Origin of the sequence: Marinobacter sp. MBR-99 (assembly GCF_040547575.1) — a bacterium.
Classification (GTDB): domain Bacteria; phylum Pseudomonadota; class Gammaproteobacteria; order Pseudomonadales; family Oleiphilaceae; genus Marinobacter.
In genome coordinates, this window is sequence record NZ_JBEPPY010000011.1 from 61,132 (window position 1) to 88,059 (window position 26,928).

At 53.5% G+C, this 26,928-nt stretch carries 23 protein-coding genes; all 23 read right to left on the minus strand.

What is annotated here, in order from left to right; translation table 11 throughout:
- Positions 1-15: 15 nt before the first annotated feature.
- Positions 16-801 carry a 3-methyl-2-oxobutanoate hydroxymethyltransferase gene (gene panB / locus ABIE59_RS11270; protein ID WP_178974614.1) on the minus strand — a complete coding sequence of 262 codons (786 nt, stop codon included), beginning with the start codon at positions 799-801 and terminating at the stop codon, positions 16-18.
- 195 nt (positions 802-996) lie between these two features.
- On the minus strand, positions 997-1,791 hold the full coding sequence (gene qatD / locus ABIE59_RS11275; RefSeq protein ID WP_306821720.1) for a Qat anti-phage system TatD family nuclease QatD: 795 nt from the start codon (positions 1,789-1,791) through the stop codon (positions 997-999).
- Positions 1,763-3,130 carry a Qat anti-phage system QueC-like protein QatC gene (qatC, locus tag ABIE59_RS11280; protein WP_091704471.1) on the minus strand — a complete coding sequence of 456 codons (1,368 nt, stop codon included), beginning with the start codon at positions 3,128-3,130 and terminating at the stop codon, positions 1,763-1,765. Before qatC ends, qatD begins: the two co-directional genes overlap by 29 nt.
- Positions 3,127-3,975: a Qat anti-phage system associated protein QatB gene (qatB, locus tag ABIE59_RS11285; RefSeq protein ID WP_342351335.1), complete on the minus strand. Its 849-nt coding sequence runs from the start codon at positions 3,973-3,975 to the stop codon at positions 3,127-3,129. The genes qatC and qatB overlap by 4 nt, the downstream gene beginning before the upstream one ends.
- Complete coding sequence (gene qatA, locus ABIE59_RS11290; RefSeq protein ID WP_091704480.1) at positions 3,975-5,921, minus strand: Qat anti-phage system ATPase QatA; 1,947 nt, start codon at positions 5,919-5,921, stop codon at positions 3,975-3,977. The genes qatB and qatA overlap by 1 nt, the downstream gene beginning before the upstream one ends.
- Before the next feature lie 244 nt (positions 5,922-6,165).
- The gene (locus ABIE59_RS11295; protein ID WP_354446925.1) at positions 6,166-7,296 is read right to left on the minus strand and encodes a DUF3800 domain-containing protein; all 1,131 of its coding nucleotides are present in this window, start codon (positions 7,294-7,296) and stop codon (positions 6,166-6,168) included.
- Between the two features lie 139 nt (positions 7,297-7,435).
- Positions 7,436-9,091: a Tn7-like element transposition protein TnsE gene (locus tag ABIE59_RS11300; RefSeq protein WP_143072206.1), complete on the minus strand. Its 1,656-nt coding sequence runs from the start codon at positions 9,089-9,091 to the stop codon at positions 7,436-7,438.
- Entirely contained in the window at positions 9,027-10,592 is a 1,566-nt protein-coding gene (locus tag ABIE59_RS11305) for a TnsD family Tn7-like transposition protein (RefSeq protein ID WP_354446927.1), read from the minus strand. The genes ABIE59_RS11300 and ABIE59_RS11305 overlap by 65 nt, the downstream gene beginning before the upstream one ends.
- Positions 10,593-10,597: 5 nt before the next feature.
- Entirely contained in the window at positions 10,598-12,259 is a 1,662-nt protein-coding gene (locus ABIE59_RS11310) for an AAA family ATPase (protein ID WP_091704491.1), read from the minus strand.
- A complete protein-coding gene (locus ABIE59_RS11315; RefSeq protein WP_178974619.1) occupies positions 12,256-14,331 on the minus strand; it encodes an integrase catalytic domain-containing protein in 2,076 nt (691 codons plus the stop codon). The genes ABIE59_RS11310 and ABIE59_RS11315 overlap by 4 nt, the downstream gene beginning before the upstream one ends.
- Positions 14,315-15,136, minus strand: a complete 822-nt coding sequence (locus tag ABIE59_RS11320) for a TnsA endonuclease N-terminal domain-containing protein (protein ID WP_091704497.1) — start codon at positions 15,134-15,136, stop codon at positions 14,315-14,317. The genes ABIE59_RS11315 and ABIE59_RS11320 overlap by 17 nt, the downstream gene beginning before the upstream one ends.
- 141 nt (positions 15,137-15,277) lie before the next feature.
- Positions 15,278-17,110 (minus strand): glutamine--fructose-6-phosphate transaminase (isomerizing), encoded by a 1,833-nt coding sequence (glmS, locus tag ABIE59_RS11325; RefSeq protein WP_354446930.1) that lies wholly within the window; start codon positions 17,108-17,110, stop codon positions 15,278-15,280.
- Between the two features lie 30 nt (positions 17,111-17,140).
- Positions 17,141-18,505: a bifunctional UDP-N-acetylglucosamine diphosphorylase/glucosamine-1-phosphate N-acetyltransferase GlmU gene (glmU, locus tag ABIE59_RS11330; RefSeq protein WP_354446932.1), complete on the minus strand. Its 1,365-nt coding sequence runs from the start codon at positions 18,503-18,505 to the stop codon at positions 17,141-17,143.
- A 150-nt stretch (positions 18,506-18,655) separates the two neighbouring features.
- On the minus strand, positions 18,656-19,078 hold the full coding sequence (locus tag ABIE59_RS11335) for a F0F1 ATP synthase subunit epsilon (RefSeq protein ID WP_061333192.1): 423 nt from the start codon (positions 19,076-19,078) through the stop codon (positions 18,656-18,658).
- 38 nt (positions 19,079-19,116) lie between these two features.
- Entirely contained in the window at positions 19,117-20,511 is a 1,395-nt protein-coding gene (gene atpD / locus ABIE59_RS11340; protein WP_058090901.1) for a F0F1 ATP synthase subunit beta, read from the minus strand.
- 54 nt (positions 20,512-20,565) lie between these two features.
- Positions 20,566-21,426, minus strand: a complete 861-nt coding sequence (gene atpG, locus ABIE59_RS11345; RefSeq protein WP_061333191.1) for a F0F1 ATP synthase subunit gamma — start codon at positions 21,424-21,426, stop codon at positions 20,566-20,568.
- 70 nt (positions 21,427-21,496) lie between these two features.
- A complete protein-coding gene (atpA, locus tag ABIE59_RS11350; protein ID WP_354446935.1) occupies positions 21,497-23,041 on the minus strand; it encodes a F0F1 ATP synthase subunit alpha in 1,545 nt (514 codons plus the stop codon).
- Positions 23,042-23,069: 28 nt separating this feature from the next.
- A complete protein-coding gene (locus ABIE59_RS11355; protein WP_058090904.1) occupies positions 23,070-23,606 on the minus strand; it encodes a F0F1 ATP synthase subunit delta in 537 nt (178 codons plus the stop codon).
- Positions 23,607-23,618: 12 nt separating this feature from the next.
- Positions 23,619-24,089 carry a F0F1 ATP synthase subunit B gene (locus ABIE59_RS11360; protein WP_058090905.1) on the minus strand — a complete coding sequence of 157 codons (471 nt, stop codon included), beginning with the start codon at positions 24,087-24,089 and terminating at the stop codon, positions 23,619-23,621.
- Between the two features lie 96 nt (positions 24,090-24,185).
- Entirely contained in the window at positions 24,186-24,413 is a 228-nt protein-coding gene (atpE, locus tag ABIE59_RS11365) for a F0F1 ATP synthase subunit C (protein ID WP_058090906.1), read from the minus strand.
- A gap of 85 nt (positions 24,414-24,498) precedes the next feature.
- Positions 24,499-25,368 (minus strand): F0F1 ATP synthase subunit A, encoded by an 870-nt coding sequence (atpB, locus tag ABIE59_RS11370; protein WP_354446938.1) that lies wholly within the window; start codon positions 25,366-25,368, stop codon positions 24,499-24,501.
- 18 nt (positions 25,369-25,386) lie between these two features.
- Entirely contained in the window at positions 25,387-25,794 is a 408-nt protein-coding gene (locus tag ABIE59_RS11375; protein WP_082780615.1) for an ATP synthase subunit I, read from the minus strand.
- 203 nt (positions 25,795-25,997) lie between these two features.
- Positions 25,998-26,873, minus strand: a complete 876-nt coding sequence (locus ABIE59_RS11380) for a ParB/RepB/Spo0J family partition protein (RefSeq protein WP_354447029.1) — start codon at positions 26,871-26,873, stop codon at positions 25,998-26,000.
- Positions 26,874-26,928: the final 55 nt, after the last annotated feature.

Consider the following 26,928-nt stretch of genomic DNA (forward strand, 5'->3'; position numbering starts at 1 on the left):
CACCGTCACTGCCATCTACTTCCAATGGGTCCCAGTCATTCGAATGATATTGTTCGGGAACTCTCCGGATTCAACTTCTTTCGAGAAGGCGCGCGCTACATCCAGTACTGTCTGGCTGACATAAGCATATTGTTTTGAGAAAGGTGGCCAATAGTCACCCAGTCCCAACGCATCATTAATAACCAGTACCTGACCGTCACAATCAGGCCCCGCGCCAATACCGATCGTCGGGGCTGAAAGTGCTTGCGTAATCCGCCCGGCTAATGAGTAAGGTATATGTTCCAAAACCACCATAAACGCCCCGGCGCCCTCAATTGCTTTCGCGCCTTCCATAATTTGTTGGGCTTCTGGCGCTGTTTTACCTGCCTGCTTGAAACTACTTGCCGTCTGCGGCAATAGACCGGCATGACCAACAACCGGTATCCCACCTTGAACCAAGCACTGGATCGCGGGGACATTGGGCCCTTCAAGTTTTACGCTATCCGCTCCGGCCGCAATCAACCGCCGGGCATTCACTAGAGCAGTGTTTGCATCTTTATCAGTGCCAAACGGAAGATCGCCAATGATATGCGTATCCGGGGCGCCTCTTCGAACAGCACCAATGTGATACTCCATGTGCTCGATGGTGACTTGCCGCGTACTCTCAAATCCCATCTCTACCATACCCACAGTGTCGCCTACCAGAATCACCGGGATACCAGCTTCTTCAAGGCTTCGTGCCACGGGACAATTGTATGCGGTCAACATGGTAATAGGCTTTACGCCTTTGAGTTTGGATAACGATCTTGCACTCAGCTTCATGATCTCTCTCCTATGTCCTATGAGTTTCAGGCCGATCTTTTTGCCAGCAATGCCCACACCTCAGCGGAAGACAAGAGAGTGCCGCCCACCACATTAAAACAGACGTTGCGTTCTGGGCGAGGTGAAAAAATAAAGATAAACGTGGGACCCCAGCAGCAAGCATTAATGAACGAAACAGATTAAACGTTATCTGCCTCACTGATCCTTAGCGGAGCTTACCTTTAAAATATCCCTCAAGTTCTTCAGGACACGATCTTGCAAATTTTCTATACCTATGTTTTTAATCTTAGCCGCTTCTCCAAGCGCCGGCTTTACGTCTCCCGGTCCCACGGGCCGGCCAGATCTTTCTACAAAAGGGCCATCCGTCTCCGTGAGCAACCGATCATCAGGAATCTCGCACAGAATACGCCGCCCCTTCTGCGAACTGAGCATCCGCTCGTTCACGGAGAAATAACACCCCAACTGAACACCACGCCGCACCTCCGACACAGTTCCTGTGAACCAGTGTAAGACTACTTTCCCTCGGTCGGCTGGTAGATGCTCCTCGACCAGATCAAGAACATGCTTCGCAGATCGAACACTGTGCACACTTAGGATTTTGTCTCCTGCCCGCGCACAAAGACAAAGTATTGAGCGGAAAACCTCCCTTTGCTGATCGAATGACCGATAGTGATGCGGTCCAGCATCCAGACCAACCTCTCCGACATATCGCGTTTCTGGAAGGAGCTGTTCAAACAAGTTCAACTCATGGGCTCTCTCAGCAACCAGTTGAGGGTGAATACCTAACCCTACACGGACGAACTCACTATTACTCGCCAACTGCCTGTTTCGCGGGAAAGCTTTGGGGGTAGTGGTGACTGCCAAGGTTGCCGTTTGCCGTGCCTCACACTCCGCGATCGCACCCTCCAGATCAGGATATAGGTCTAGGTGACAATGAAAATCCACAAATTCAGGACGCATATCATCGACTCGGTCTGGCGGTAACGCCATCAAGTAGTTCAGCTACTTCCAAGACACCCCGTCGGAAAACCTCGGCATAATCAGGTATCTCAGCCGGCGCGGCTGTTAACGGGCCGGGCTTGTGAATCAGAATGTCGGCTAGTTCCGGCCGATCGGCTAATCGTTTGGCCATAAGCTGGAATGATCTTACATGTTCACCTTCCGACCTGTCAGTAAAGAGGGTTTGCGCTGCGAGGTCCGAAACAGTATAAAGCGTGGGATCGCTCGACCGAAGTCCAGCCTTTAAGGAAGCTCGGCGAATAAGGCACGGAACACAGTAGCCACAGTGGCGCGGTGAAAGTTTCTTGTAACGCGCCTTGGCGGGAGACGAGCACGACATCGAATTGCCGACTACCTCTCTAAGAAAATCCAGGTCCGCACAAGAATTCACCATTTCCCCCTTCGTGCTGTGTCGATACCGGTTCAAAAGCGTTGCTTGGATGCCGATAGCTTCAAGCAACTGGTTTATACCTGCAATGAAGTGAGGATGTGCCGTTCGCGTGCTCAGCGCACCAAACCTCAAAGGATCTAGCGGAACATTGAGTGCAATCAAACCATTTTCCGGCACATTCACAGTTACCGGCTTTTGGAATGCTGAGGCCGTCAGAGACGCTAGAGCGAAAAACAAAAAAGACCGACCACGCTGGGTTTCCTCAACCTCTCCGGTATCCAGATGGTTATGATCAAACCCGAGGTGCACCCGAATAGCCTGGGGCTCAACGGTGGGAAACCGTCGCCGTATACGCTCAAGGAGATAGGTTTGGGCCTTGGCTGTCTCTGCATCCCAGTAGTGACTAACAAGGAGGGGATACTTACCGTCATCGATAAGATCGATCGCACCAATCAAGCTATCCAACCCGCCGGAGAATAAACAAACCTCGTCAAAGCCATCGAGCAAAAGACTTTCGGTTGGCTCAACGATCGATGACATCCGTTCCGGACGAGCTCGGAAGAAGAGTCGCCAACGGTCACCGGTTAGGAATTTCAAAAGCGATTCAAGCCGTCGAGATAGCCGCGTCCACATAGGCGGGTCTGAAACTGGCACATATAGATCGATCTCACGGGTCCAGCCATCCTGAGCATTTATCTTCCTTGACACACGTGTATCACCGGCGTTGACCATAGCGGCGAGCAGCACAAGGTCCACAGCTTCCTCTGCTGGCTCCAGCCCTAGTGAGGACAGTTGGTCGAGTGCGTGCCCAATTCCAAAGTCAATCTTCCTGTCAGCATTCAGGAAGTTGATCTCATGTTCCGCAGAGTCTCTCTGGATAACCCGAACGTTCGCCTTGTCATCGGCACCAAGTCGTCCAATCAGGCTAAACCTTTTCATGACGCATCACCCATAGCGTGCATAAGGTTAAATGCGGCCTCGTAAAGATCGAAAACGAAGTTATCAATCTGTTGGCCACTCACATCGGCCAGGCTGGATCCAAAAGACGAAAACCTGTCTCGAACACAACCCTCGACGAACTCATGTAACATACGCTGCGCCCGCTCTACTGAGGTGAGATCGGACGAGACGCGAATGCTGTTCGTACCAACCTCGTTCAATATCTTACCCTCGATAGATCGACTAACAACGCCGATAAAGAACTCCTGAAGATCGGCCGGCACCATCTCGTCAAAATTGCCGATGCCCTCGGCTGCCAGTGCTGCGATGGTTTCGAGCATCGCATCACGCGCTATCGCCTCATCGATCGTCCCTCCCGGCGGACACAATGCTTCTGTCAACGCGACGAATACATCTACGGCTGGCGCACCTGCAAGTTCTTGAAGGTTGAATGGCTTCAACGCCTCAGCAGGCCCTTGTGTAGCAAAAGTGCGAACTAGACCAGCAACACCACCGGCTGTAGCCCGTGAGTTAGGCATGCGGCGCGAAGCACCCCTTCCACCACCACTCGCGGCTACATATCGCCCGGCACCGCGACGAATAGCGTTGCCGTCAGAGGTTCTGGCTCCCCGTGTAAGGCTGCCGCGCGCTTGACCAAGTCCCGTGCCCGGGGGCGGGGGCTGTAATGGAGGATAGATAGGTGATGGCAGCTCACCGTCACTATCACCATTACCGTCAGGCGATTCACCGCCTTCGGGTGCTGCTACCGGCACAGCAGGTGGATCATCAACCCAGCTTGGCACCAGCCCGGTCTTTGAGCCACCAAAAGATCCTGACGTCCCCACTAGCGTCTCTCCCCGCCTCTACCCATTTGCCTCGCTGCCTTGGCCGCGACCTGCAAGGGTTTATTGTCATCCTGTGCAGCCCATTCTGAAAGAAGCGTCTTGAATTCCACCTTCACATCCTCCGACGTCAATGCATTCGTCCACCCGGTTACAGCCCACGGGCCTAGCTTGGAAACCGGCAGCCCCTTTAGAAAGGCAATGAGGGAAGGCTGCAAAAACGAATGATGCTGACAGATTACTGCGAGACCTAGCGCACCGGCTGGCTGCTCACTAAAGTCCTCCGCTACAGTGGCTTTGGCTCGCAAGGCGTCAAAAAGCTGCTCGGCTTCGGAGCCAGGCAGACGCGCCACCTCCGCAGCTGCCTGTCGCACCTGAAGCGGTGGACCGCTAAGCTTAGCGAGTAGCTCATCAAGTTCCCCGAGCGACGTGACCGCGCCGAAAACGCTGCGCCTATCACGAGTTACGAAGACATAGGGCCTCAGATCGTATTCAGCAAGTGATGGATCGATCATGGCCCACTGCTTGGCCCACTCCAGATTAGGCCAATCTGGTAATGCCGATGCTTCGAGGGCCACGTCGCTCCCTGTATCTTTTTTCTTACCGCCCTCAGCATCCTTCGGTTCTTGCCTGTCACCACGAACTACAGCTTCAAGCTCGGCCAACTCCTCAGAGGCCCCTGTCCCTGCTGATCCTCGCGCAATTGCATCATAAACCTCCGGCGCAAAGCGTTCCGCCAGCATGATTTTCGCCAGAACAGTTGGATTGAGGTCATCACCAAACCCCCTCTCCTCCGCAATTGCGAGGCGTAACACCATCGTATTGATAAACCGCTTCACCTGCCGTGGATTGCCGCGTGCACCGTCAGTCAGGATAGGCGCGATCCGGTACGCAAGATCGAGGGCTCGCTCTACCGAGGGCGGCACGGTCCCTAGCGCCTCCGCAACGCCGTTTCGATCGAGTCCCGGACCTTTCCATGGGCGTCGCAGAACCTGGCGCGCAAAGGCAACCAATTTCTGAAACTCATCCGACTGCTCACCGCATTCGTTCAACACAAGCAAAAGGATGATATAGATACGAGTCTCAGCATACCCTAGCGATGGCAAACGAAATGGCACCTGAATCAACTTTTCGAGATAGTTCCTCGCATACGTTGCTGGCCCAGCAGCCACCGGAAGGTCTGGGAAATGCTGCCTCACAGCATATTCGATCATGCCCTCGTCGGCAGCGATGACGAATGCTGCCTTAGGCACAAATAGGAAGAGGCGAATGGCCTCCAGAGTTTCAATTGCGGTCTCAGGAAGACAACGATCCAGGTCATCTACTAGCACAACCAAACGATCGATATCAGCGCGGCGCAAAAGCTCCTCGAACTCTTCTCGAAAGGCATGCATCTGCTGCGGTGCAGTTTCAGTTTCAGGTTCCGCTTCCTTCAGATATTGTCCGGCCTGCTCGACGACTGACCGGAGATCACCCTGGGTGATCGAATCAGCCGACTTTCCAACCAGGTTTGATGCAGCGCCGTAGAGTTCCTTCAGCGTGTCCGGATGCGGGACACCGGTCGCTGCAGTGAAGGCCACACCACCGACTCTGCGCGCAAACTTCATCCAGTCAACCCTACGCAAAACCGTTTTTGCCTGGTTAACAACTCGGGTCGATGCTGACTGGCTCCGCAGCAGTTCCTCTACAATTGTCTCGATAAGGACGGCTTTCGCGTCCTCATACCCCTGAAATAACCATCCATTGAATCTCACGCAGAGGACACGTTCACGGTCGGCAAAAGCATCCTCTACCATCATCAACACACTTGACTTCCCTGCGCCCCAGTCACCGTGAACGCCAACTGTCAGCGGTTCATCCGACTTCTCATTAACCAGACGCACTACGGTATGAGCAATGGCTTCGTAATACAGAAGATCAACAGATGTTTCGTTATCGGCGACAATCATACAGTCCCCCGGAGCAGCAGTGTTTCTAGGGTCGGATCAGGCACGTTGGATTACTGGATCAATTTCGGCCGTCGATGGGGGGTTGACCACCAACTGAGATGGCATGATGTTTTGACCTGCCTTCCTCAATGTGGCTCTGCTGTTCATGGATGCCCGCTCCCAACAATAACCCACGACCGATAAGGACGGGCAGGTCACAACACCATATCTAGTAACTTTAATCGCATTCTTCATAATTGTCATACTATCCCAAAAAATCAGGCACTGATCTATCGTGTAGAAACGCATCATTTCTAAGCAAAGTTTCCAACGGCGCAACAGAATGAAGTAAACCCTCACTGAAAGCATTGGAACGATCAATTAGTAATCGCAATAGCTCAAGAGTTTTTAACTGAGCTTGAGAGAAGCTCTTCTTTTTCTGTCGTAAGACTGGCAATGAATTCTGACTAACAAAACCAAAGTGCCTTCCCATTAGCCCTGCTACCACATCAGATATCTGAACACCGATGCTGCTCTTTGAGTTCAAAAATATATAATCCAGCCTTTTGGATCCGTCATAGACTTCCACTTTTGATAGCACCTTCTCTATATGCGTTTCTCTATCAAAAGTATGGGAAGCATTTTTAAATAGATACAAACGGTGTAAAAAATGAGGACTAAAATCTTTAATTAACTCCCCCGGCTCATCATCATGCAAGAAAGGTAGCTCTAGCCCTCTAATTTTTGAAGCATTTCTGATCGTCTGTTTTAATATAGGTGTTGCAAGACTTCGGTCCTCAACTACTTGGGAATCCAAGAATCGTAAAATTTCACTAAGGAAACTAGAAACCTCAGACCGCTTTATATTTGGATAGTTAAAATTAACCAACAATTGCATGAATTCATATGAATTCTTACTCACAAAATAATGAAGTTCCGATTTAATCTCTAGATGAAACGGAATGATTCCAAGAGGATCTCCAGGCATTAGTGATTCGACAATATCCAGAATTGACCAGTAAAGGATGTCTATAAAAGAGTAATGAATATAAATATCGTTGTCTAAAATCCATACCAAAAAATTTGAAATCCTCTCTGACCCCAAAGCATCTTCGTAGCTTCCTTTAGAAAGATATTCGAACTTGATTTCATTAGCAGATCTTTGGATTTTAAGTAAATCACGGAGAGATTCTTCGCTCGACGCCGGGAGTCCGCTTTGGGTCGCAATCCCAGCAAGAACAAAAGGATTTTCAATCGGCGCATTTAGCCCCACTTCCGTTAACTTTAAACGCCTAACATTGTTAGTCTCATCATAGAACATCTGCATTTCACTGTCCCAATTACGGAGCGGCGAAATATTCTCTCTTAACTCTTTAACTTGGATTTTGGTCATCATAATAATAAATTTATTAACTTATGAAAGTGCAATTATCTTAAGTAGTAAGCCGAGAATGACGTAAAGTGGCAGCTGCTGCTCAATCCTAACGATCTATCGGATACAGAGCCAGCACAAAGTCGGGATTGGGCTGATGCACCTAGAGCAACCGAGTAGTATGTAATTCAGCAAGCACAGCATAGACCCGACCCATCCAATGGCACAATGTAGCCGTGTCTGTTGGGCCCAGGCTTGATGTGATGTTTTGTTGATGAGAAATTCGACGGAACCCAGCAGGAAAGTCCTTTTTTAGCTTCTCATTGGCAGGCCAGCGTAAGGAAGCCTTCACCAACGACCAGCCCATAGCCGAAAGCTTTGAGTGCCAATCGTATTTTTCAGATGGTTGCTTCAGAAGCAGTGTCGAGAGTCTTGCTTCAGAGCCTACGGTATCAACCTCCACCAATGCATAATTCTGGTTTTGATATCTGAACACACGGTAAAGCAAGTATCTTGGGTTGCCATCTGGCAGTCGATATTTCGAGTGACCTTTCAGCGCCGGTAGCGGAATCATTTCTTCAGCCACGATTCGGCAACCTTTGATTTCCAACAGGTCGCTCATGGCAATAAATGCTTCAAATTTGTGGGTGAATAGATGTGAATCCTCACTCTGGTCATCAATGCCATCAGAAACACCCGCTGGCAGCTCTCCTCGAACGGTTGGCTCATCAGTACTGACATCCGTTGTGCCGTCAGCCAGATCAACAACGCCTCCCTCTGATTTTCCCTTTCTGGCAGCAGACTTACGTCTGCCATCCGAAGGCTTGCGGGTAGTGTAAGCAGGCTCGGAGAACTCCAATTCTACTTCCGGGACCTCCAGCACGTACTCATCTGCATCGGTAGTTGGCAGCTCGTCATCATTAATCTCCGGTGGGCCATCCGTTCCCCCTCTTTCTGTGGTACTGCCTTTTTTCCCTGCTTTTTGCTCCTTGAATTTCGGATCGAAGAACTCTATCTCTTTCGGGATCTGGCTGCTCAGGTTTGTAAGACTGTGTATTTCATACACGAAAAAAAGCTCAGACTCTTTGGCGTATTGACCTCGCACCTTCATTTTCACGTTTTCTAAAGGCGGGGGATCGAAACGGAACGGCCAGTACCGGCGACCATTTCTAACTTCGCCCTCTGTCAGTTGGTATTGGGCGATGCTTTGAAACGAGTTCCGAACCTTTTTATCCAACAGAAGCCACGCCAGCATTCTGCGTTGGCTGGGGTTACCTCGCACTACCCTAGGCAGTGAGCTACTTGGCAAGATATGGATCTCTGCCCTATTCGGGTTCTCACCCATCTGAACGTCGAATTCCTCGTCTAATCCATTCGGGTTCATTGCTAGGCGAGTCAGGTAGGCAGAATGGAAAAAAAGGGCCCGGGCCATTTCTATTTGTGGCAGGAAAAACTGTGTATCGCCGGCTTCAAAGCTAAAACACCATTGCTGCCGGTCTCCCTGCCTGCGAATGTTTACTATTGGACAGTCGGCTATCCGGCAAGACGACCAGGTGCTGGTACTGTTTATCTTTAAGTCCTTTTCATAACCGGCAACTTTGGAGCCTCCGGCCTTTGTCACATTTAACGCACGCCGCCTCGGTATCAGGCCCAGCTGGGATATGCCAAACTTTTCCTTTTCTTGGGCCGGATCCAGCTTCACCTCGATGTACCAGTTTGGAGTTCGCAGATCACGAACCATTGAGCCAATCTCTTTAACCTGGCTGTTGTCCTTGATTCCCTTGATCGTTGGTGTCTTCTTCGTTCTCTTCGAGGCCATGCAAGTAATCCCGTGCTTGGTCGGTAAGCCGTGTTTCACTTAGCCCGGCGATACGGATCAAACGCCAACGTGGTGGGTACTGAAACTCCTGCTTTAATTCCCACCAAGCGTTTCTCAGCCGCCGTACCTGGTATTCGGGAACGCTTTCGGTATAACGTGCCAGCAGTCGCCGGGTTCGCGGCAACCGATCGAGTGTCTTTTCCAGCGTGGAGAGCTTACCCAGTTGTTTCAGCAAATACGTTTGTGAATGCCGGGGGCCGCGTGGGGCCGCACGCAAAAACCTGAGAATTTCCCGCAGTTTGGTTAAATAATGCCGGTCCCGCTGCCGCCAATCAATTCTCGGTTTTATTTTAAGAGCCTGCGTTCGTGGTTGAACTTGATTGACCTGCTTCAGCCACAATCGATCGTACCGATACAACCGGGCGTAAAGCGCCGGGGCCGCTACACGGGCCTTTTTCGGTGACCGGTCTGCCAGCATTTTAATCCAGTCGTGCTGATCTGGCGTTAAGCCGTGTGTAGCCGCGATGTACGCCTCCCAGGTTGACTCTGATGGCCCTGGTGATAGGGGCATGCGCGACTCTCTGACACTCTCAATAACATCGGTGATCGACCAGCATTCAGGCAAAAGCGCGTGGTGAACAATAATGTGCTGGAGGTAGCTGAAGGATTTCCGGTGTTTCCGGAAAATCCCTCGTAGCCAGCAATAATCCGAATTCCGATCTATCCCCAAACCATATCGGCGCAAAAACCTCGCAGGCCAGTGGTCTGAAACAGTCTCGGCAATGGCAGCATGGTCAATGTGAGCCTGGCCGCGAATAAAACCAGACTGTTGAGCCAATCGGTGGTAGTGAAAAGACCACTGCTCATAACTCGGTGAAATGGCCGGCCGTTGTTTCAATAGCTCCCTAACCTGAGTCAGAATCATCTCTGATTCGTTACAATCAGGTTTTTGAGGAAATAGCGGACAAGTGTCTGGCGAAGCGTCATGGTAGCGGTGCTGATTGACTAAGGGGCGGGGAATGGCCGCATGTATGAGTTCGCCGTGCTTCTCACAACAGTCCACTCCGGCTATCTGCCACTCCCGCTTCCAGAAATACTCTCCATAGGTACGTTGTTGCTCTTTCAGGCACCCGGGACAATATCGAACACGGCCAGGCACCTTCACAAGCGATGCGGCGACGCCCATCGCGAGGTGCACTGCACCTCGGGATTCGCCAGCCATCCATGCCAGGCACCGTTTGCGGCGTTCTTCCGGGATGAATGGGGCGTACAAGGGGAATAGAGTGTGGTAGTAGGCAATCACTTCAACACTATAACCAGTGAGCAACCACCGAGAAATCCTCGATAGTTGATTGGGCAAATCCAGCGTGGCGATGACGTTGCGATTACCATACACCTCATCCAGCAATTCTTTAGGGCTAATAATCCCCTCCCGAATGCCTGCCCTGGCCACTGTGCTATATATCAGCTCTTCAGGGTACGGAACCGGGAAGTTCAGCATGGCAGCTAAGCCTGGTTACCAAAACCGAGCCACTCGTCGCTGTTAAAAACCAGACCCGATTGACGCGCGGCATCCAGCATTTCGTCCTCGTTCGCCGCCTGGGAGTGCATAAAGCGCAAATCGTCTGACTCAAGGGTGTGCCATTCTTTCATTTTAATCGATTTGATTTTTTGCTTTCCCGTCACCGGTAGCGTCTTCTCGGAAGACTGGTACCAGTTAAGAATGATGGGCATCAGGTCTTTCAGCTGTAGGTCAGGGTACTCCTCGAACGCTCGTTGAATTAACGGTTCCAAAAGGTCTGATTCATGGCCCATATCAACCAGCAGGTTGTGCAGCCGAATTGCCTGATCGTTGCCGTTGTACTGAACGGATTTCCGGATCTGGTCTTTGCTTGAATCCAGGAGGGTACTGAGCTCCAAAATCTTCTTATCCACATCAGGGATCGTGAGGTCTGAGTATTGGGCTATCTTGCTCGGGTCTCCGGAACGCAGAGCTTCCATCATCGGGTGTATCGGCTTCAGTTCGTCGTGATAAACCTTTTTCATGATATTGGGCGTGATTCGTTCCGTGCCTGTTACAACCGCCCGTATCTGGGACAACACGAACAACTTGATGACGACATCCATGATGCCCTGAGACAAGTCGAACCAAAGATCCCTTAAATCATCCGGCATAGTGTCACTGGCTTTGGTCAGCCACTGGTACTTCCAGAGCTTTTTTGTGAATGCGCCCCATTCGGTTCGATCTACATTTTCTTCAGCTGTGGGCTGGCGCAGGGGTTCCCATAATATGGAGCCAAACCCCGCCCCGCGCCGAGCAGACCTCAGGTCTGTTTCAAAGACAGGTCGAGCCTTTGGTGTTCCGACCATTACCACCGGCACGGAGATCTCGTTTACCAACGTTACGAAGAAGTTCAGCATTTTCTCCGCTCCGCCTGAGGCGCGAACATTCAAGTGCTGAATTTCATCAATGACCAGTAAGCCAATCGCATAGGTGTTTGCCAGCTGCGACATCAACGCAATCATTGTTTCTACGCCGTGGCGTTTTTCTCCGTAGCGCCGGACATAATCTGTTCCTAGAATGGAATCGATTTCCCGGAAAAAGTTATGGCATAGGCTCTTGAGAGCACCATCGTGGGGGCAGTCGATTTTCAGGAAGACAATCTGTGTGAAATTGTGTTCCGGGTGGTGAATCATCTGGGGATACGTTGCCAGAATACGGTTCAGAGAGCTGGTTTTCCCGGAGCCCGAGCACCCGATAAACGCCAAGCTTTTCGCAGTCGACTCAACATGGTCAAACCGGAATGCCTTCAAGTCTCCACTCTTGATGCGCTCATAGCCGTTCTGTAAGTGGGCCGAGAGGTCGCCAGTAGCAATGTTTCGACCCACGTACCCCTGGCGCAGCATGATCGAGATTTTTGCTTCCAGCTCAATATGGCGTGCCAGCGGCTGAAAGAAGCCGTCCAGTAGCTGGGAGATGATATGAACCCGTCTCTGACCGTCCAGATATATTTCGGACGGTCGGAGCTCCGTGGTCTCACTGAGCCCGGCTATGAGCTGTTTACGGTCTGGAATTGGCGGTAAAGCCTCAATCAGTGGATTTCCATGGTATGACGGTATTCCCGTGTCCTGGTAAACAGCAGTTACCATGCCGGAAGGTAAGGTCATTCGTAGTCTCCAAACAGCTCATCCAGTAAATCCGGATAGGCGCCATCGTCGGGTTTGCCATGTAGGTAGGTTACATCAGATTTCGGTTTCCTATTGTCGGGCTGCCGGGCTTTTGTCTGTTCGGCCCTTTGAGCATCTCGCTCTTGCTTGCGATTATCTCGTATGCCCCTGACCGTTTCGGCTTTGGATTGCTGTTTATTGATGGTGGGACGGGAACGCTCGGCGTTTTTGATGGTGTTGCTGACCAGATTTTCCAGGTCCCGTTTACTGATTGTCTCGGCCACTTTTGCGGCGCTCGTGGCTTTTCGCTGTTCTTCCTGGCTGGTCCATAACTCCCACATGGACTTGCCGCGAAACTGGCGTGAGCGATCGGTCAGAGAACACACCCAGTATTCCGAACTGTCTTTTTCCGGGAACAGATAAATATGATCAGCCACTGCAGGATCGTAGGCTGCCTGAAGGTCTGTGACTCTGCGTTCTCCGTTACGGTGGAGCCATCCGGAGGCTAACAACTCCTTCGACGTGTAGTAAGCGCCAAAACAACTAACCCCCAGATCAGAAAGATAGACTTTTTGACGCGGCAACAAAGCAATCCGCAGGGCTTGTTCCGATACGTTCTTCAACCGACCAGTTCGATTCTTTATGCCCCAATTCCAGATATTGAGCGGGGTTAACGCCATATCGTTTGGCATATCCGGATCACGGTCGTACTTCGACAACACGGCATATTGATTTCGGTGAAGAATCGAGGCGACCATGATTTGGGTGAAATCGTCCAGAGTTAGCGTTGCATCCAGCCTGTAGTCCTTTCCGCCCTGCTTTCTAACTTTTGTGCCTGTTACCACACCGGGCGTAAACGGCTTGAATTCTGCTTGGAGGGTTCGGAAATAACGCTCGACAATGCCTTTTGCATCTCCCCGGTATGGCGGGGTGGTCTCAATGCGCACGCCAAATGCTTTTTCCAGAGATTCAATCTGGTGCCCCAGTAATTCCCCACGGTCCGCGAGAATCGCATCTGGCACGCCAACGGTTGGCCACTGCTCTGAAGTAATCTCCGCGCCATAACGGGCACAGAGTTCAGACTTGTCTAACATCGACGTAGACAGTGCATTCATTGCTGTCACATAGGATGGGTTTTCCAAACCGATGTAGAAGCCGGTCACCATGCGGCTAAAAACATCAACCACCACATACAGAGTAGGACGACCGATGACTCGTTGCCGGTCGGCCGATAACAGGTAAACATCGGCAATCGTCGCATCAACTTCATACCTTGAGCCTGGCCCCACCACTCCTGCTGTGGCAGTCCCTATTAAGGGCCGAATATCTTTTTGGTAGGAGATTCTGTTTACTCTAAGGCGAATGCGGTCCGCATTCTCATACTCTCGGTGATAGAAATATCTTATTTGAGCAATTGTTGGATAATCTTCGGGCTGCACATTCGGGTTGGCGGCCTCGAACATGTCGATGAATCGTCTATGGGCGTATGGCAGGGAATGGCCTTTGTCGTTCACATAGTAGCGATCAAGTACCAGACGGAACATCTTTTCGATGGAGGCATCAACGGTAATCCCGGTACCCGGTGAGGTTTTCCGGGGTCGACCCAGTTTCTTCTTGGAAACTTTTTTCTGCCCTTTTCCCCCGGATTTTCGGTAATCCGGCAACAGAGCGTTGGGCATTGCACCGCGCTGCCAGTACTGCCGAAGGTTTTTATAAAGCGATTTCCTGGGTGTGCCAGTTTCATCGCTACGCGACTGAACTAACCGGCCCCTGCCACTACGGTAATAAATTTCTTCATCAGCAAGCAGAGGAGCTATTAATTCATATCGCTGATCCCGAATCACCTGGGCTTTACTGCCTTGTTCGACGATCAGTGCGGCAAGCTCCTGATAGGGATCTTCTACCCGGCGCAGTGATTCATCAAGTATCCATTGTTCGATCTCAGCGGTTCTTACCAACTCCGGCCATGCTTTATCTGAGTCAATATTTATCCAGAGCACATGTTGGTCCGCCAGTGCCAATATGCGATGCCGTTCCTGCTCCAGCTGGAAGACGTCATTGATTCGCAGCATAACTTGCCCTCAGCAGCGCGATGTCCTCAACCACCTGTAAGTCTTGTGATACCAGCTTGATCCAGGGAATGGATATATCAAACGTCAATGCCCTTAAAGCTGCCAGCGCCCGTAATCTTGCGAGCGATGTGCCTGGCTCCAGTGAATAGGAATGGTCAACCATCATGCCGACATCGGATAGCCTGGCATTAGGATTGTTTGCCAACACCTCGACATAGATTGGCAAACTCTGGAATAGGATCTCCAGGCTCTCACTTTGGACCCGGGCCGAGTAAAGCAGATCCAGATTTGCCATTACGATAGGAGGCATCTGCTTCTCGGTTATCAGATACCAGGGGATGCCTTTACGTTTCCAATACCGGCGCTCAATTTCCAGTTTTTCGACTGTGCGCGAATCCATGAGGTCGGGCGAGGTTTTCACCTGAACGGCGAATCTCTTTGGCCCGGAAGGCGTGGAAAGGTCAACCACAAAATCGCTGGACATGATCTGATGGTATCCGCCTGCTTCGGGGTGGCGAATATTGGCTTGCTCAGCCACTGAGAGGGTGTCTTCTATTCGGAGAGGAAATTGTTCACGGATGTCGGTGACATCCGGGTTCCATTCAAGTAGCAGGAACGCGGCTAACTCTGTATCTGAGAAGAAATGATGAGTTCGTCCTGTCAGGTGGCCCATCACTCGATGCGAGCGCCCCCTGGAAGATAGATCTCTGACGGTCAGCCATGGATGGTAATCCTTACCGCTGCCTTTACCACGTTCTTCTTTGATCCACTTCTGGGTTTTCTTGTCGAGTTTGTAGTTGGCCATTCCCTATCACTCCCGAGGAGAATAGCCTAACTTTGCCACATAGGCCGCTAGTTACCAACTTTATTATAAAGTTACCAACTCTTTTATGGTGTTACCAACTTTATTATGACCCCACAGAGGTGGAACTGCCGTAAAGGCGAATTATTCCACCGTCACACTCTTGGCCAGGTTTCTGGGCTGGTCTACGTCGGTGCCCTTGAGCACGGCCACATGGTAGGACAGCAGCTGCAGAGGCACGGTATAAACGATCGGCGCAGTGATTTCATGCACCGAGGGAATCTGCATCACGTGCAGGCCCTCTTCCGGTTTCACGTCTGCAGCCTTGTCGGCGAATACAAACAGTTCGCCGCCCCGGGCCCGGACTTCTTCCAGGTTGGATTTCAGTTTTTCCACCAGATCGTTATTCGGCGCCACGGTGACCACGGGCATTTCGCTGTCTACCAGCGCCAGCGGTCCGTGTTTCAGCTCGCCGGCCGGGTAGGCTTCGGCATGGATATAGGAAATTTCCTTGAGCTTGAGGGCCCCTTCCATGGCCACCGGGTACTGGGAGCCCCGGCCCAGGAACAGGCTGTGGTTCTTGTCCATGAAGGCTTTCGACATTTCCTCGATTTCGCCATCCAGGGCCAGCACATCGCTGACCTGACCCGGCAACAGGTGAATGGCCTTCACGATATCCGCCTCCCGATCCGCACTCAGGCCATTGTGGCGGGCCAGCGCCAGGGTGAAGATCAGCAAGGCGGTCAACTGGGTGGTGAACGCTTTGGTGGAGGCCACGCCGATTTCCGGGCCGGCCTGGGTCATGATCACCAGGTCGGATTCCCGCACCAGCGAGCTGCCCGGGACGTTACAGATTGCCAGCGCGGCACGGAAGCCCGCTTTTTTCGCCTGACGCAACGCCGCCAGGGTGTCGGCGGTTTCGCCGGACTGGGAAATGCACAGGAACAGGGTATCAGGCTGGATCACATGCTTGCGGTAGCGGAACTCGGAGGCCACTTCCACGGAACAGGGCACACCGGCCAGGTCTTCAATCCAGTAACGGGCAACCATACCGGCGTGGTAAGAAGTACCGCAGGCGATGATCTGGACGTGGCGCACGTTTTCCAGCAGGTTTTCGGCATCGGTACCCAGGGCTTGCTCCAGAACCCGGCTGTCGGTAATCCGGCCTTCCATGGTGGCCTTGATCACTTTTGGCTGCTCGTAGATTTCCTTGAGCATGTAATGTCGGTATTCGCCCTTGTCAGCGGAATCAGCACCGTGCTCGAAACGGGTGATGGCGCGTTCAACGGCCTGGCCGTCGCGATCATGAATCTCGATCTTGTCCTTGCGAATATCGGCGATGTCGCCCTCTTCGAGGAACATGAACCGGTCGGTGACCGGCAGCAGCGCCAACTGGTCAGAGGCGATGAAGTTTTCGCCAATACCCACGCCTACCACCAGCGGGCTGCCTTCCCGGCACACCACCAGGTGGTCCGGCTCGTCAGCATGGACAACCGCCAGGGCAAAGGCACCACGCAGGCGGCCAATGGCGGTTTTGACGGCATTATAGAGATTTCCACCGGCCTTATAGTTCTTGCCGATCAGGTGGGCAACCACTTCAGTGTCGGTCTGGGACGTGAACTCAAAACCTTCTGCTTTCAGCTCATCCCGCAGTTCCTGATAGTTCTCGATGATGCCATTGTGGACGATGGCCAGCCGGTCGCCAGACATGTGTGGATGGGCGTTCACCTGGGATGGCTCACCGTGGGTAGCCCAGCGGGTATGGGCGATACCGAGGTGCCCGCCCAGGGGATTGGCATTGATCGCATCGGCCAGGGCGGCAACCTTGCCGACTTCCCGGGCACGCTGCACCTCCGGCTTGCTGTTGATCACGGCCATGCCGGCGGAGTCGTAACCCCGGTATTCAAGGCGGCGCAGCCCCTCCAGCAGAATACCCTGGACATCCCGTTCGGAAACCGCTCCTACAATCCCACACATGCTGTTATCACCTGTCAGTTAATTCGGTTGTTACGCTTTTTTTGGCCGTTCCCAGCCGGCGATATTCCGCTGCTTGCCACGGGCCACTGCCAGTTCGCTTTCCGCGACATTGCGGGTAATGGTCGACCCCGCACCAATGGTGGCCTCGGCGGCCACCGTCACCGGCGCTACCAGCGAGGTGTTGGAACCTACAAACACACCGTCGCCTATCTCGGTTTTGAACTTGTTCACCCCATCATAATTGCAGGTGATGGTGCCTGCACCCACATTCACATTACGGCCCAGTGAGGCGTCGCCCACGTAACTCAGGTGGTTGATCTTGCTGCCCTCACCCACTACGGCTTTCTTGGTTTCAACAAAATTGCCCACTTTGGTGTTGGCGGCCAGCTCAGTACCCGGGCGCAGGCGTGCAAACGGGCCAATCTGGGCATTGGCGCCTACAATCGCACCTTCAAGCACGCTGTTGGCTTTGATTTCAGCACCATCAGCGATGGTGGAATCCTTGATCACACAGTTCGGGCCGATCACCACGTTGCTGCCAAGGCTGACTTTGCCCTCAAACACCGCGTTCACATCAATCCACAGGTCGTTACCAATGGTCAGCTCACCGCGTACATCCAACCGGGCAGGGTCTGCCAGGGTAGCTCCCTCGGTCATCAAGCGTTCTGCCTGCTGGCGCTGATACCAACGCTCCAGCTCCGCCAGTTGCAGGCGGTTATTCACGCCCTGCACTTCAAACGGATTCAGCGGCTGAGACACCGTGACGGACAAGCCATGGTCAACGGCCATGGCGATGATGTCGGTCAGGTAGTATTCACCCTGGGCGTTGCTGTTGGATAGCGTGGGCAGCCAGCTTTTCAGGTGCCGGGCAGAAACGGCCAGGATACCGGTGTTCACCTCCTGGATATCTTGCTGCTCGGCGGTGGCGTCTTTCTGCTCCACAATCGCCTGCACCTGGCCCTCGGCGTTACGAACGATCCGGCCATAGCCGTGAGGGTTGTCCATATCCACAGTCAGCAGGGCCAGATTACCATCGTCCAGGTCACTGACCATGGCGTCGAGGGTGTCTTTGCGGGTCAACGGCACATCGCCGTAGAGCACCAGTACCCGGGCGTCGTCCGGCAGATCCGGCAAGGCCTGGGCCACGGCATGGCCGGTACCCAGTTGCTCGGTCTGCATCACCCAGTTCACCGAGGGTTCGTGCAGTGATGCCCGCACCCGATCTGCACCGTGGCCGATTACCGTGTGAATTTTCTCCGCCCCCAGCTGCTTTGCGGTATCGATCACGTGATGCAGCATGGCCTTGCCGGCCACCGGGTGTAATACCTTGGGTAGCGCCGATTTCATTCGGGAGCCCTGGCCGGCCGCCAGGATCACAACGTGTAATGGGCTCATGGGGCGGTACGCTCCAATCTGGTGGTGAATCTCAAAATAAAAAACCGCGTCCCGGTGAATAACCGGCCTTGCCCTTGCGGGTGTGGCTAGTTATCCACCTGCGGATGCGGTTCACGGTCAGGCCAGTCCGGGCCCTGACACAAACCCTGCTTAGCGCAGGTGCTTGCGCAGTTTCTGGATGGTGCGCAGCTGAGCGGCGGCTTCTGCCAGCTCGGCGGCAGCACGGGAGTACTCGAACTCGCCTGTCTTGTTCGCCAGTGCCTTCTCGGCTTGCTTCTGGGCTTCCAGGGCTGCCGCTTCGTCCACATCCTTGGCACGAACTGCGGTATCAGCCATCAGGGTCACCAGGTTCGGCTGTACTTCCAGATAACCACCGGATACGTACAGAATCTCCTCGGCGCCACCCTGCTTGATGATCCGCACTGAGCCGGGCTTGAGCTCGGTCAGCAGCGGAGCATGGCCAAGCTGGATGCCTAGCTCACCCTCGGTTCCGGTGGCGATCAGCATCTCCACCAGGCCCGAGTAGATTTTTTCTTCGGCACTTACGACGTCACAATGTACGGTCATAGCCATTTCTTACGCCTCTTGGGTCAGAAAGGGAAGAAGGTGAATTACTTGCCTTCTTTCGCTTTCATTGCCTTAGCCTTCTCGATTGCCTCTTCGATGCCACCGCACATGTAGAAGGCCTGCTCCGGCATGTCGTCGTAGTCACCGTTCAGGATGCCTTCGAAGCTGGCGATGGTTTCCTTCAGAGACACGTACTTACCCGGGGAACCGGTAAATACTTCCGCTACGTGGAACGGCTGAGACAGGAAGCGCTCGATCTTACGGGCACGGGCGACGGTCAGCTTGTCTTCTTCAGACAGCTCGTCCATACCCAGGATCGCGATGATGTCTTTCAGTTCCTTGTAACGCTGCAGAACGTTCTGAACACCACGGGCAACGTTGTAGTGCTGCTCGCCGATCACCAGCGGGTCCAGCTGACGGGAGGTGGAGTCGAGCGGATCGATCGCCGGGTAGATACCCTTGGAGGCGATGTCACGGCTCAGTACCACGGTCGCGTCAAGGTGCGAGAAGGTGGTGGCCGGAGACGGGTCAGTCAAGTCATCCGCCGGTACGTAGACCGCCTGGATAGAGGTGATAGAACCGTTCTTGGTAGAGGTGATCCGCTCCTGCAGCTGACCCATCTCTTCCGCCAGAGTCGGCTGGTAACCTACCGCTGAAGGCATACGGCCCAGCAGTGCAGATACTTCGGTACCGGCCAGTGTGTAACGGTAGATGTTGTCAACGAACAGCAGGACGTCACGGCCTTCGTCACGGAACTTCTCGGCCATGGTGAGACCGGTCAGGGCCACACGCAGACGGTTTCCTGGGGGCTCGTTCATCTGGCCGTAAACCATGGCAACCTTATCGAGAACGTTAGACTCCTTCATTTCGTAGTAGAAGTCGTTACCCTCACGGGTACGCTCACCAACACCGGCGAATACGGAGAGACCTGAGTGCTCTTTCGCGATGTTGTTGATCAGTTCCATCATGTTTACGGTTTTGCCTACACCGGCACCACCGAACAGGCCAACCTTACCACCCTTGGCGAACGGGCAGATCAGGTCGATAACCTTGATGCCGGTTTCCAGCAAGTCAGCAGACGCTGCCTGGTCGGCGTAGCCCGGTGCTTTGCGGTGGATAGCCCAACGCTCTTCTTCACCGATGTCGCCCTGCTCGTCGATCGGACGGCCCAGTACGTCCATGATACGGCCCAGAGTCTGGGTGCCCACGGGTACTGAAATCGGCTTGCCGGTATTCTCAGCTTTCAGGCCACGCTTGAGGCCTTCGGTGCTGCCCATTGCGATGGTACGAACAATGCCGTCACCCAGCTGCTGCTGGACTTCCAGAGTTGTTTCGCCACCTTCAAGCAGCAGTGCGTCATAAACGCTTGGCACGGAGTCACGTGGGAATTCCACGTCGATAACCGCGCCAATGATCTGAACGATGTGTCCGCTACTCATGCTCGGTTCCTCGTTATCTAGTAGTCAATAAAACCAGTAGGTTTGTGAGCGTTATCAAACAGATGCCGCGCCGCTCACAATCTCCGAAATCTCTTGGGTGATGGCTGCCTGGCGGGCCTTGTTATAGGCCAGCTGAAGCTCATCGATGATGCCACCGGCGTTGTCTGTCGCGCTCTTCATGGCAATCATCCGGGCAGCCTGTTCACAGGCCAGATTCTCTACCACACCCTGATACACCTGGGATTCGATATAACGTGGCAGTAGCCCGTCAAGAATCGGACGTGAATCCGGCTCATAGAGATAATCCCACTGGTGACCTACATCTTCGTCATCACCTTCCGGCAATGGCAGCAGCTGCAGCGAATGCGGGCTCTGAGTCATGGTGTTCACAAACTCGTTGCTCACAAGGTACAGGCGATCAATCTTGCCCTGCTCGAAACCATCGAGCATCACCTTGACGCTACCAATCAGCTCGCTTGCAGACGGGTTATCACCCATATGGGTAACCGCCGCTACAACGTTGCCACCGTAGTTACGGAAGAAAGACGCGCCCTTTTGCCCAATGGCGCAGATGTCGGTCTCAACACCCTTTTGTTTCCATTCACGCATTTCGCGAACGAGCAGTTTGAACAGGTTGGTGTTCAAACCACCACACAGGCCACGGTCGGAGGAAACTACAATGTAGCCTACCCGCTTGACCTCACGCTCCTGCATGAACGGATGACGGTAATCCTTGTTGGACTTGGCAATGTGTCCGATTACCTGCAGCATCTTTTCGGCGTATGGGCGAGTTGCCTGCATACGGTCCTGAGCTTTACGCATTTTACTCGCCGCCACCATTTCCATGGCGGAGGTGATCTTCTGCGTGCTCTTGATGCTTCCGATCTGGTTACGTATTTCTTTTCCGACGGCCATAAGTCACTGCCTTTTCAAGTTAGACACTCAAAGGGACCAGCAGGCCCGCACAATGGCGGGCCCAGTGGATTTACCAGCTCTGAGTGGTCTTGAATTTCTCCAGAGCAGCTTTCAGGCCAGCGGTGATGTCGTCGTTGAAGTTGCCCTCGGGGCCGATCTTGTCGAGAAGCTCTTTCTGCTCGGAACGCATCCAGTCCAGCAGCTGTGCTTCAAACTTCACAACCTTGTTTACATCAACATCGTCCAGGAAGCCTTCGTTTGCTGCGAACAGTACGGTACCCATTTCCGCAACGGTCATCGGGCTGTACTGGTTCTGCTTCATCAGCTCGGTAACGCGCTGACCGTGCTCCAGCTGACGACGGGTTGCTTCGTCAAGGTCGGAAGCGAACTGGGCGAATGCCGCCAGTTCCCGATACTGGGCCAGGGCCAGACGGATGTTACCGCCGAGCTTCTTCATGATCTTGGTCTGGGCTGCACCACCTACCCGGGATACGGAGATACCGGCGTTCATGGCCGGACGGATACCGGAGTTGAACAGGTTGGTTTCCAGGAAGATCTGACCGTCGGTGATGGAGATCACGTTGGTCGGTACGAACGCAGAAACGTCACCAGCCTGGGTTTCGATGATCGGCAGGGCGGTCAGAGAACCGGTCTTGCCTTTCACTTCACCGTTGGTGAACTGCTCAACGTAGTCGGCGTTAACGCGGGAAGCACGCTCCAGCAGGCGGGAGTGCAGATAGAAAACGTCACCCGGGAATGCTTCACGTCCTGGCGGACGACGCAGCAGCAGGGAGATCTGACGGTAAGCAACAGCCTGCTTGGACAGGTCGTCGTATACGATCAGGGCGTCTTCGCCGCGGTCACGGAAGTACTCACCCATGGAGGTACCGGCGTAAGGAGCCAGGAACTGCATGGCGGCAGGGTCAGCAGCGCCAGCGGCAACCACGATGGTGTGGTCCATGGCACCGTGCTCTTCCAGCTTGCGCACAACCGCCGCAATGGAAGACTGCTTCTGGCCAACGGCAACGTAGATACACTTGATGCCGGTGTTCTTCTGGTTGATGATCGCGTCGATGGCGACAGCGGTCTTACCGATCTGACGGTCACCGATGATCAGCTCACGCTGGCCACGACCGATGGGAACCATGGTATCGATGGCTTTCAGGCCAGTCTGTACCGGCTCGTCAACGGACTGACGGGCGATAACGCCCGGTGCAACCTTTTCGACCGGGGAAGTCAGGCTGTTGCCCAGCTCGCCTTTACCGTCGATCGGGTTACCCAGGGAGTCAACCACACGGCCCAGCAGTTCGTTACCAACCGGCACTTCCAGGATACGGCCGGTACAACGAACTTTCTGACCTTCAGCCAGACCTTCGAAGTCGCCCAGTACCACGGCACCAACAGAGTCACGCTCCAGGTTCAGAGCCATGCCGTAGGTGCCGTTGGCAAATTCAATCATCTCGCCGTACATAACGTCGGCCAGACCGTGGATCAATACGATGCCGTCAGATACTGACAGGATCGTACCTTCGTTCTTTGCTTCGGAAGAGATGTCGAGTTTCTCGATTCTCTTCTTGATGATGTCACTGATCTCGGATGGATTCAGTTGCTGCATGCCTTTGTCCTCAAACCTTGTGCTGAAATCAGGAGCCCAGAGCCTTGGCCATTCTGGCCAGCTTGCCACGGACTGAAGCGTCGATAACCAGGTCGCCTGTGCGTACTACCACGCCGCCGATCAGGGACTGATCCACCGCGGTTTCAAGCTCAACCTTGCGCTCCAGCTTTTCGGACAGTGCTTTGATCAACTTCTGCTGTTCGTCGGCAGACAGTTCGAACGCTGTGTTCACCGCCAGTTTGACGGTGCGCTCGAGATCCGCGCGATACAGACTGAACAGCGTAGCAACTTCCGGCAACAGCGCCAGACGCTTGTTTTCAGCAAGAATCAACAGGAAATTTCTGAGTGCTTCAGGCAGGGGCTCTTCGAAACAATCGGCGAAGAGTTCCGCCTTGCGTTGCTCAGACAGGCCGGGATTGGCCAGGATGTTCGCTACCTCTTGGTCAGCCGCGACCAGACCTGCAAAAGCCAGTGCCTGATCCCACTGATCAACGGCATTCTGTTCTTTAGCGGCATCGAATACGGCTTTCGCGTAGGGTCGGGCTAACGTAGTCAGTTGTGCCATGATGACCCTCGTTTAGAGTTCTGCGGCCAGCTTGTCCAGCATCTCGCTGTGAGCTTTGGCATCTACAGAGGTTTCCAGGATCTTCTCGGCACCGGCAACGGCAAGAACCGCTACTTCTTTGCGCAGTGCGTCGCGAGCCTGAACACGCTCCTGTTGAATTTCGGCCCTGGCCTGCTCAATAAGCTTTTCGCCTTCTTTGCGGGCATCGTCTTTAGACGCTTCCACAATCTGGGCGGCACGCTTGTTGGCCTGGTCAATCAGGGCTGCAGCTTCCTGTTTCGCTTTTTGCAATTCTTTGGAGGCTTTTTCCTGCGCGAGTTCCAGATCGAGGGAAGCCCGATCTGCGGCAGAAAGGCCGTCGGCAATTTTCTTCTGGCGCGCTTCCATGGCAGCCGTGATAGGCGGCCACACATATTTGACGCAGAACCAGACGAAAATAGCGAAGGCAATCGCTTGCCCTATCAACGTAAGGTTTATATTCACGGCAATATACCTCTTGCTATTCGTTGCGTCCTGGTTTCCGGAAAACCGGGCGCGTCCTCAACTCAAGTGAGCAGCGCCCTGGTTTCTCGGGTGTAATTAACCAGCTACAACGAAGATCAGGTACATCGCGATACCAACACCGATCATCGGAACAGCGTCAAGCAGACCAGCCATGATGAAGGTCTTGGTTTGCAGCTGCGGAGCCATTTCAGGCTGACGAGCAGAAGACTCGAGCAGTTTGCCGCCCAGCAGAGCGAAGCCAATACCGGTGGCCAGAGCGCCAGAACCCAGGATGATAGCAGCTGCGATGAATACGATTTCCATTTAAAACTCCTTAGCTTTCAGTTTATTAAAGGTTAATTTGGGATTTCACAATCCAGGTTTTACGAAACTTCTTGTGTACTGTCCGTTAATGATCTTCGTGTGCCTGGCTCAGATAAACCACCGCCAGCGTTGTGAAGATAAAGGCCTGCAGCGTTACCACCAGGATGTGGAAGATCGCCCAGGGCACGTTCAGCGTCCACTGCACCCAGAACGGCAGAATCGCGATAAGAATGAACACTACCTCACCGGCGTACATGTTACCAAACAGACGCAGCGCAAGGCTCAGCGGCTTGGTCAGCAGGCCCAGGATTTCAAGTACCAGGTTAAAGGGTACCAGCGCCCAATGGTTGAACGGCGTGAAGGACAGTTCCTTGGCGAAGCCGCCAGCACCTTTTACTTTAATGCTGTAGAAGATGATCAGCAGGAACACACCGATGGAAATACCGAAGGTACCATTGGGATCGGTGGTCGGTACAATCTTGAAGTATTCAAGCCCCAGCAGATGAGCAATCTGGGGGATGAAGTCGACCGGGATCAATTTCAGACTGTTCATCAGGAAAATCCAGACAAACATGGTCAGGGCCAGCGGCGCAATGACCGGGTTTCGGCCGTGGAAGCCATCACGAACGATGGTCTGAACGAATTCGACGGTCATCTCGACCACATTCTGAAGCCCGGAAGGCACGCCACTGGTAGCCCGCTTGGCAACCATGCGGAAGATGGTCAGGAACAGGATGCCCATAAAGATAGACCAGCCCAGGGTGTCCACGTGGAACGCCATGAAGCCCATGTCGGTTGCCTCGGCCGAGGTACGCGCGAACGTCCAGGAGGCCTCCTGCAACACGGTGACATCGTTGGTGTAGGGATCGACCCTCTCATAGCCGGCGGGGAGCTTGCCGTAAGTGAGGTTCTGAAGGTGGTGTTGTATATATTCTACTGGGGTATCAGCTGCCATACTGCTCTCACGTCCAGTCTATAGCTGTCTTTGAGGTTGAATCAGGAAGCGCAGCACGCCACTGAGAACAACCATTACAGCAAAAGTGAATAACAGAGCCGGTACATGTACTGGCTCCATCAAGATGAAAACTGCCGCAAAACCCACTGCGGTAAGGGCAAGCTTGATGCCTTCTGCCCTGAACATGTTGCCCACCATCAGGCGCGCGTGTCGGGCGCCTTGGTACCGGTACATCCGGTGGGCAAAATACGCGTTTGGTATGACAAAAATAAGACCGCCGATAAATGCGGAATACCCGGCCAAACGACTTTCAAACAACCACAACAGACTGATAGTGACCAGAGCCGCCATCTCGATAACCAGCCACTTCAGGAGTGGCAAACGCATGATGGCTTTCTTCGAACGTGTCATGTCACCAGCTGTCATTGCAAGCGCGCGGAATTATATGTGTTAACCGATAGCTGTTCAACACAACTCGGCCGAAAAATCGGCCAAGTTTTAACCAGCTCGATTGGATATTTGATAGCAGATAACACAAGTTGTGTTCTGCAACCTCTGAAGCAACCACATGTGGTGTTTAATGCGAAAAGCGGGACTTTAGGATGATTTTTACCGATTATCCGGCCGACTTAACGGATATGGCCCAGAATACCATCCAGCTCATCCAGTGAACTGTATTCGATCACCACTTTGCCTTTGCCCCGCTTGCCATGATTGATCGCCACCCGGGCACCAAGACGGTCGGAAAGATCATCCTGCAGGGCGCGAATATTCGGGTCGAGCCCCTTGCTTGCGGTTTCTTCGGCTGCAGGTTTTTCCTGTTGAATCCGGCGCACCAGGGCTTCGGTCTGGCGTACCGAAAGCGACTTGGCCACAACCTGGCGGGCCACCTGCATCTGCTGCTCCGGCGGCAGGGTGAGCATGGCGCGGCCATGGCCCATTTCCAGGTCGCCGTGTTCCAGCATGGTGCGGACATCTTCGGTGAGGCCAATCAGGCGCAGCAGGTTGGTGATGGTGGTTCTGGATTTACCCACCGCTTCGGCCACCTGGGCCTGGGTCAGACCGAATTCTTCCTGCAGGCGTTGCAGGGCAAAGGCTTCTTCGATCGGATTGAGATTCTCTCGCTGGATGTTCTCGATCAGCGCCATGGCAATGGCGGCTTCATCGGGGACATCGCGGATGATGGCGGGAATGCGGTCCAGCTCGGCAATCTGGGTGGCACGCCAGCGGCGTTCACCGGCAATCAGTTCATAGCGGCCTTCCGCAATGGGGCGAACCACCACAGGCTGCATGACACCCTGTTGGCGAATGGAATCAGCCAGTTCCTGCAGAGCGGCCGGGTCCATGTCACGGCGGGGCTGATAACGCCCGCGCTGGATCAGATCCACGGGAATGTCCCGCAATTCACCGTCGTGATTACCGGGTTCCTGGTTCAGGTTTACTTTCGAACCCTGAAGCAGTGCCCCCAAACCACGTTCGCCCAAACCTCGTTTCTTCGCCGCCATGGTGGTTGTCATTCTTCCTGTTGAAATGGTGGATGCATGGTCGCCTGACGGCGCA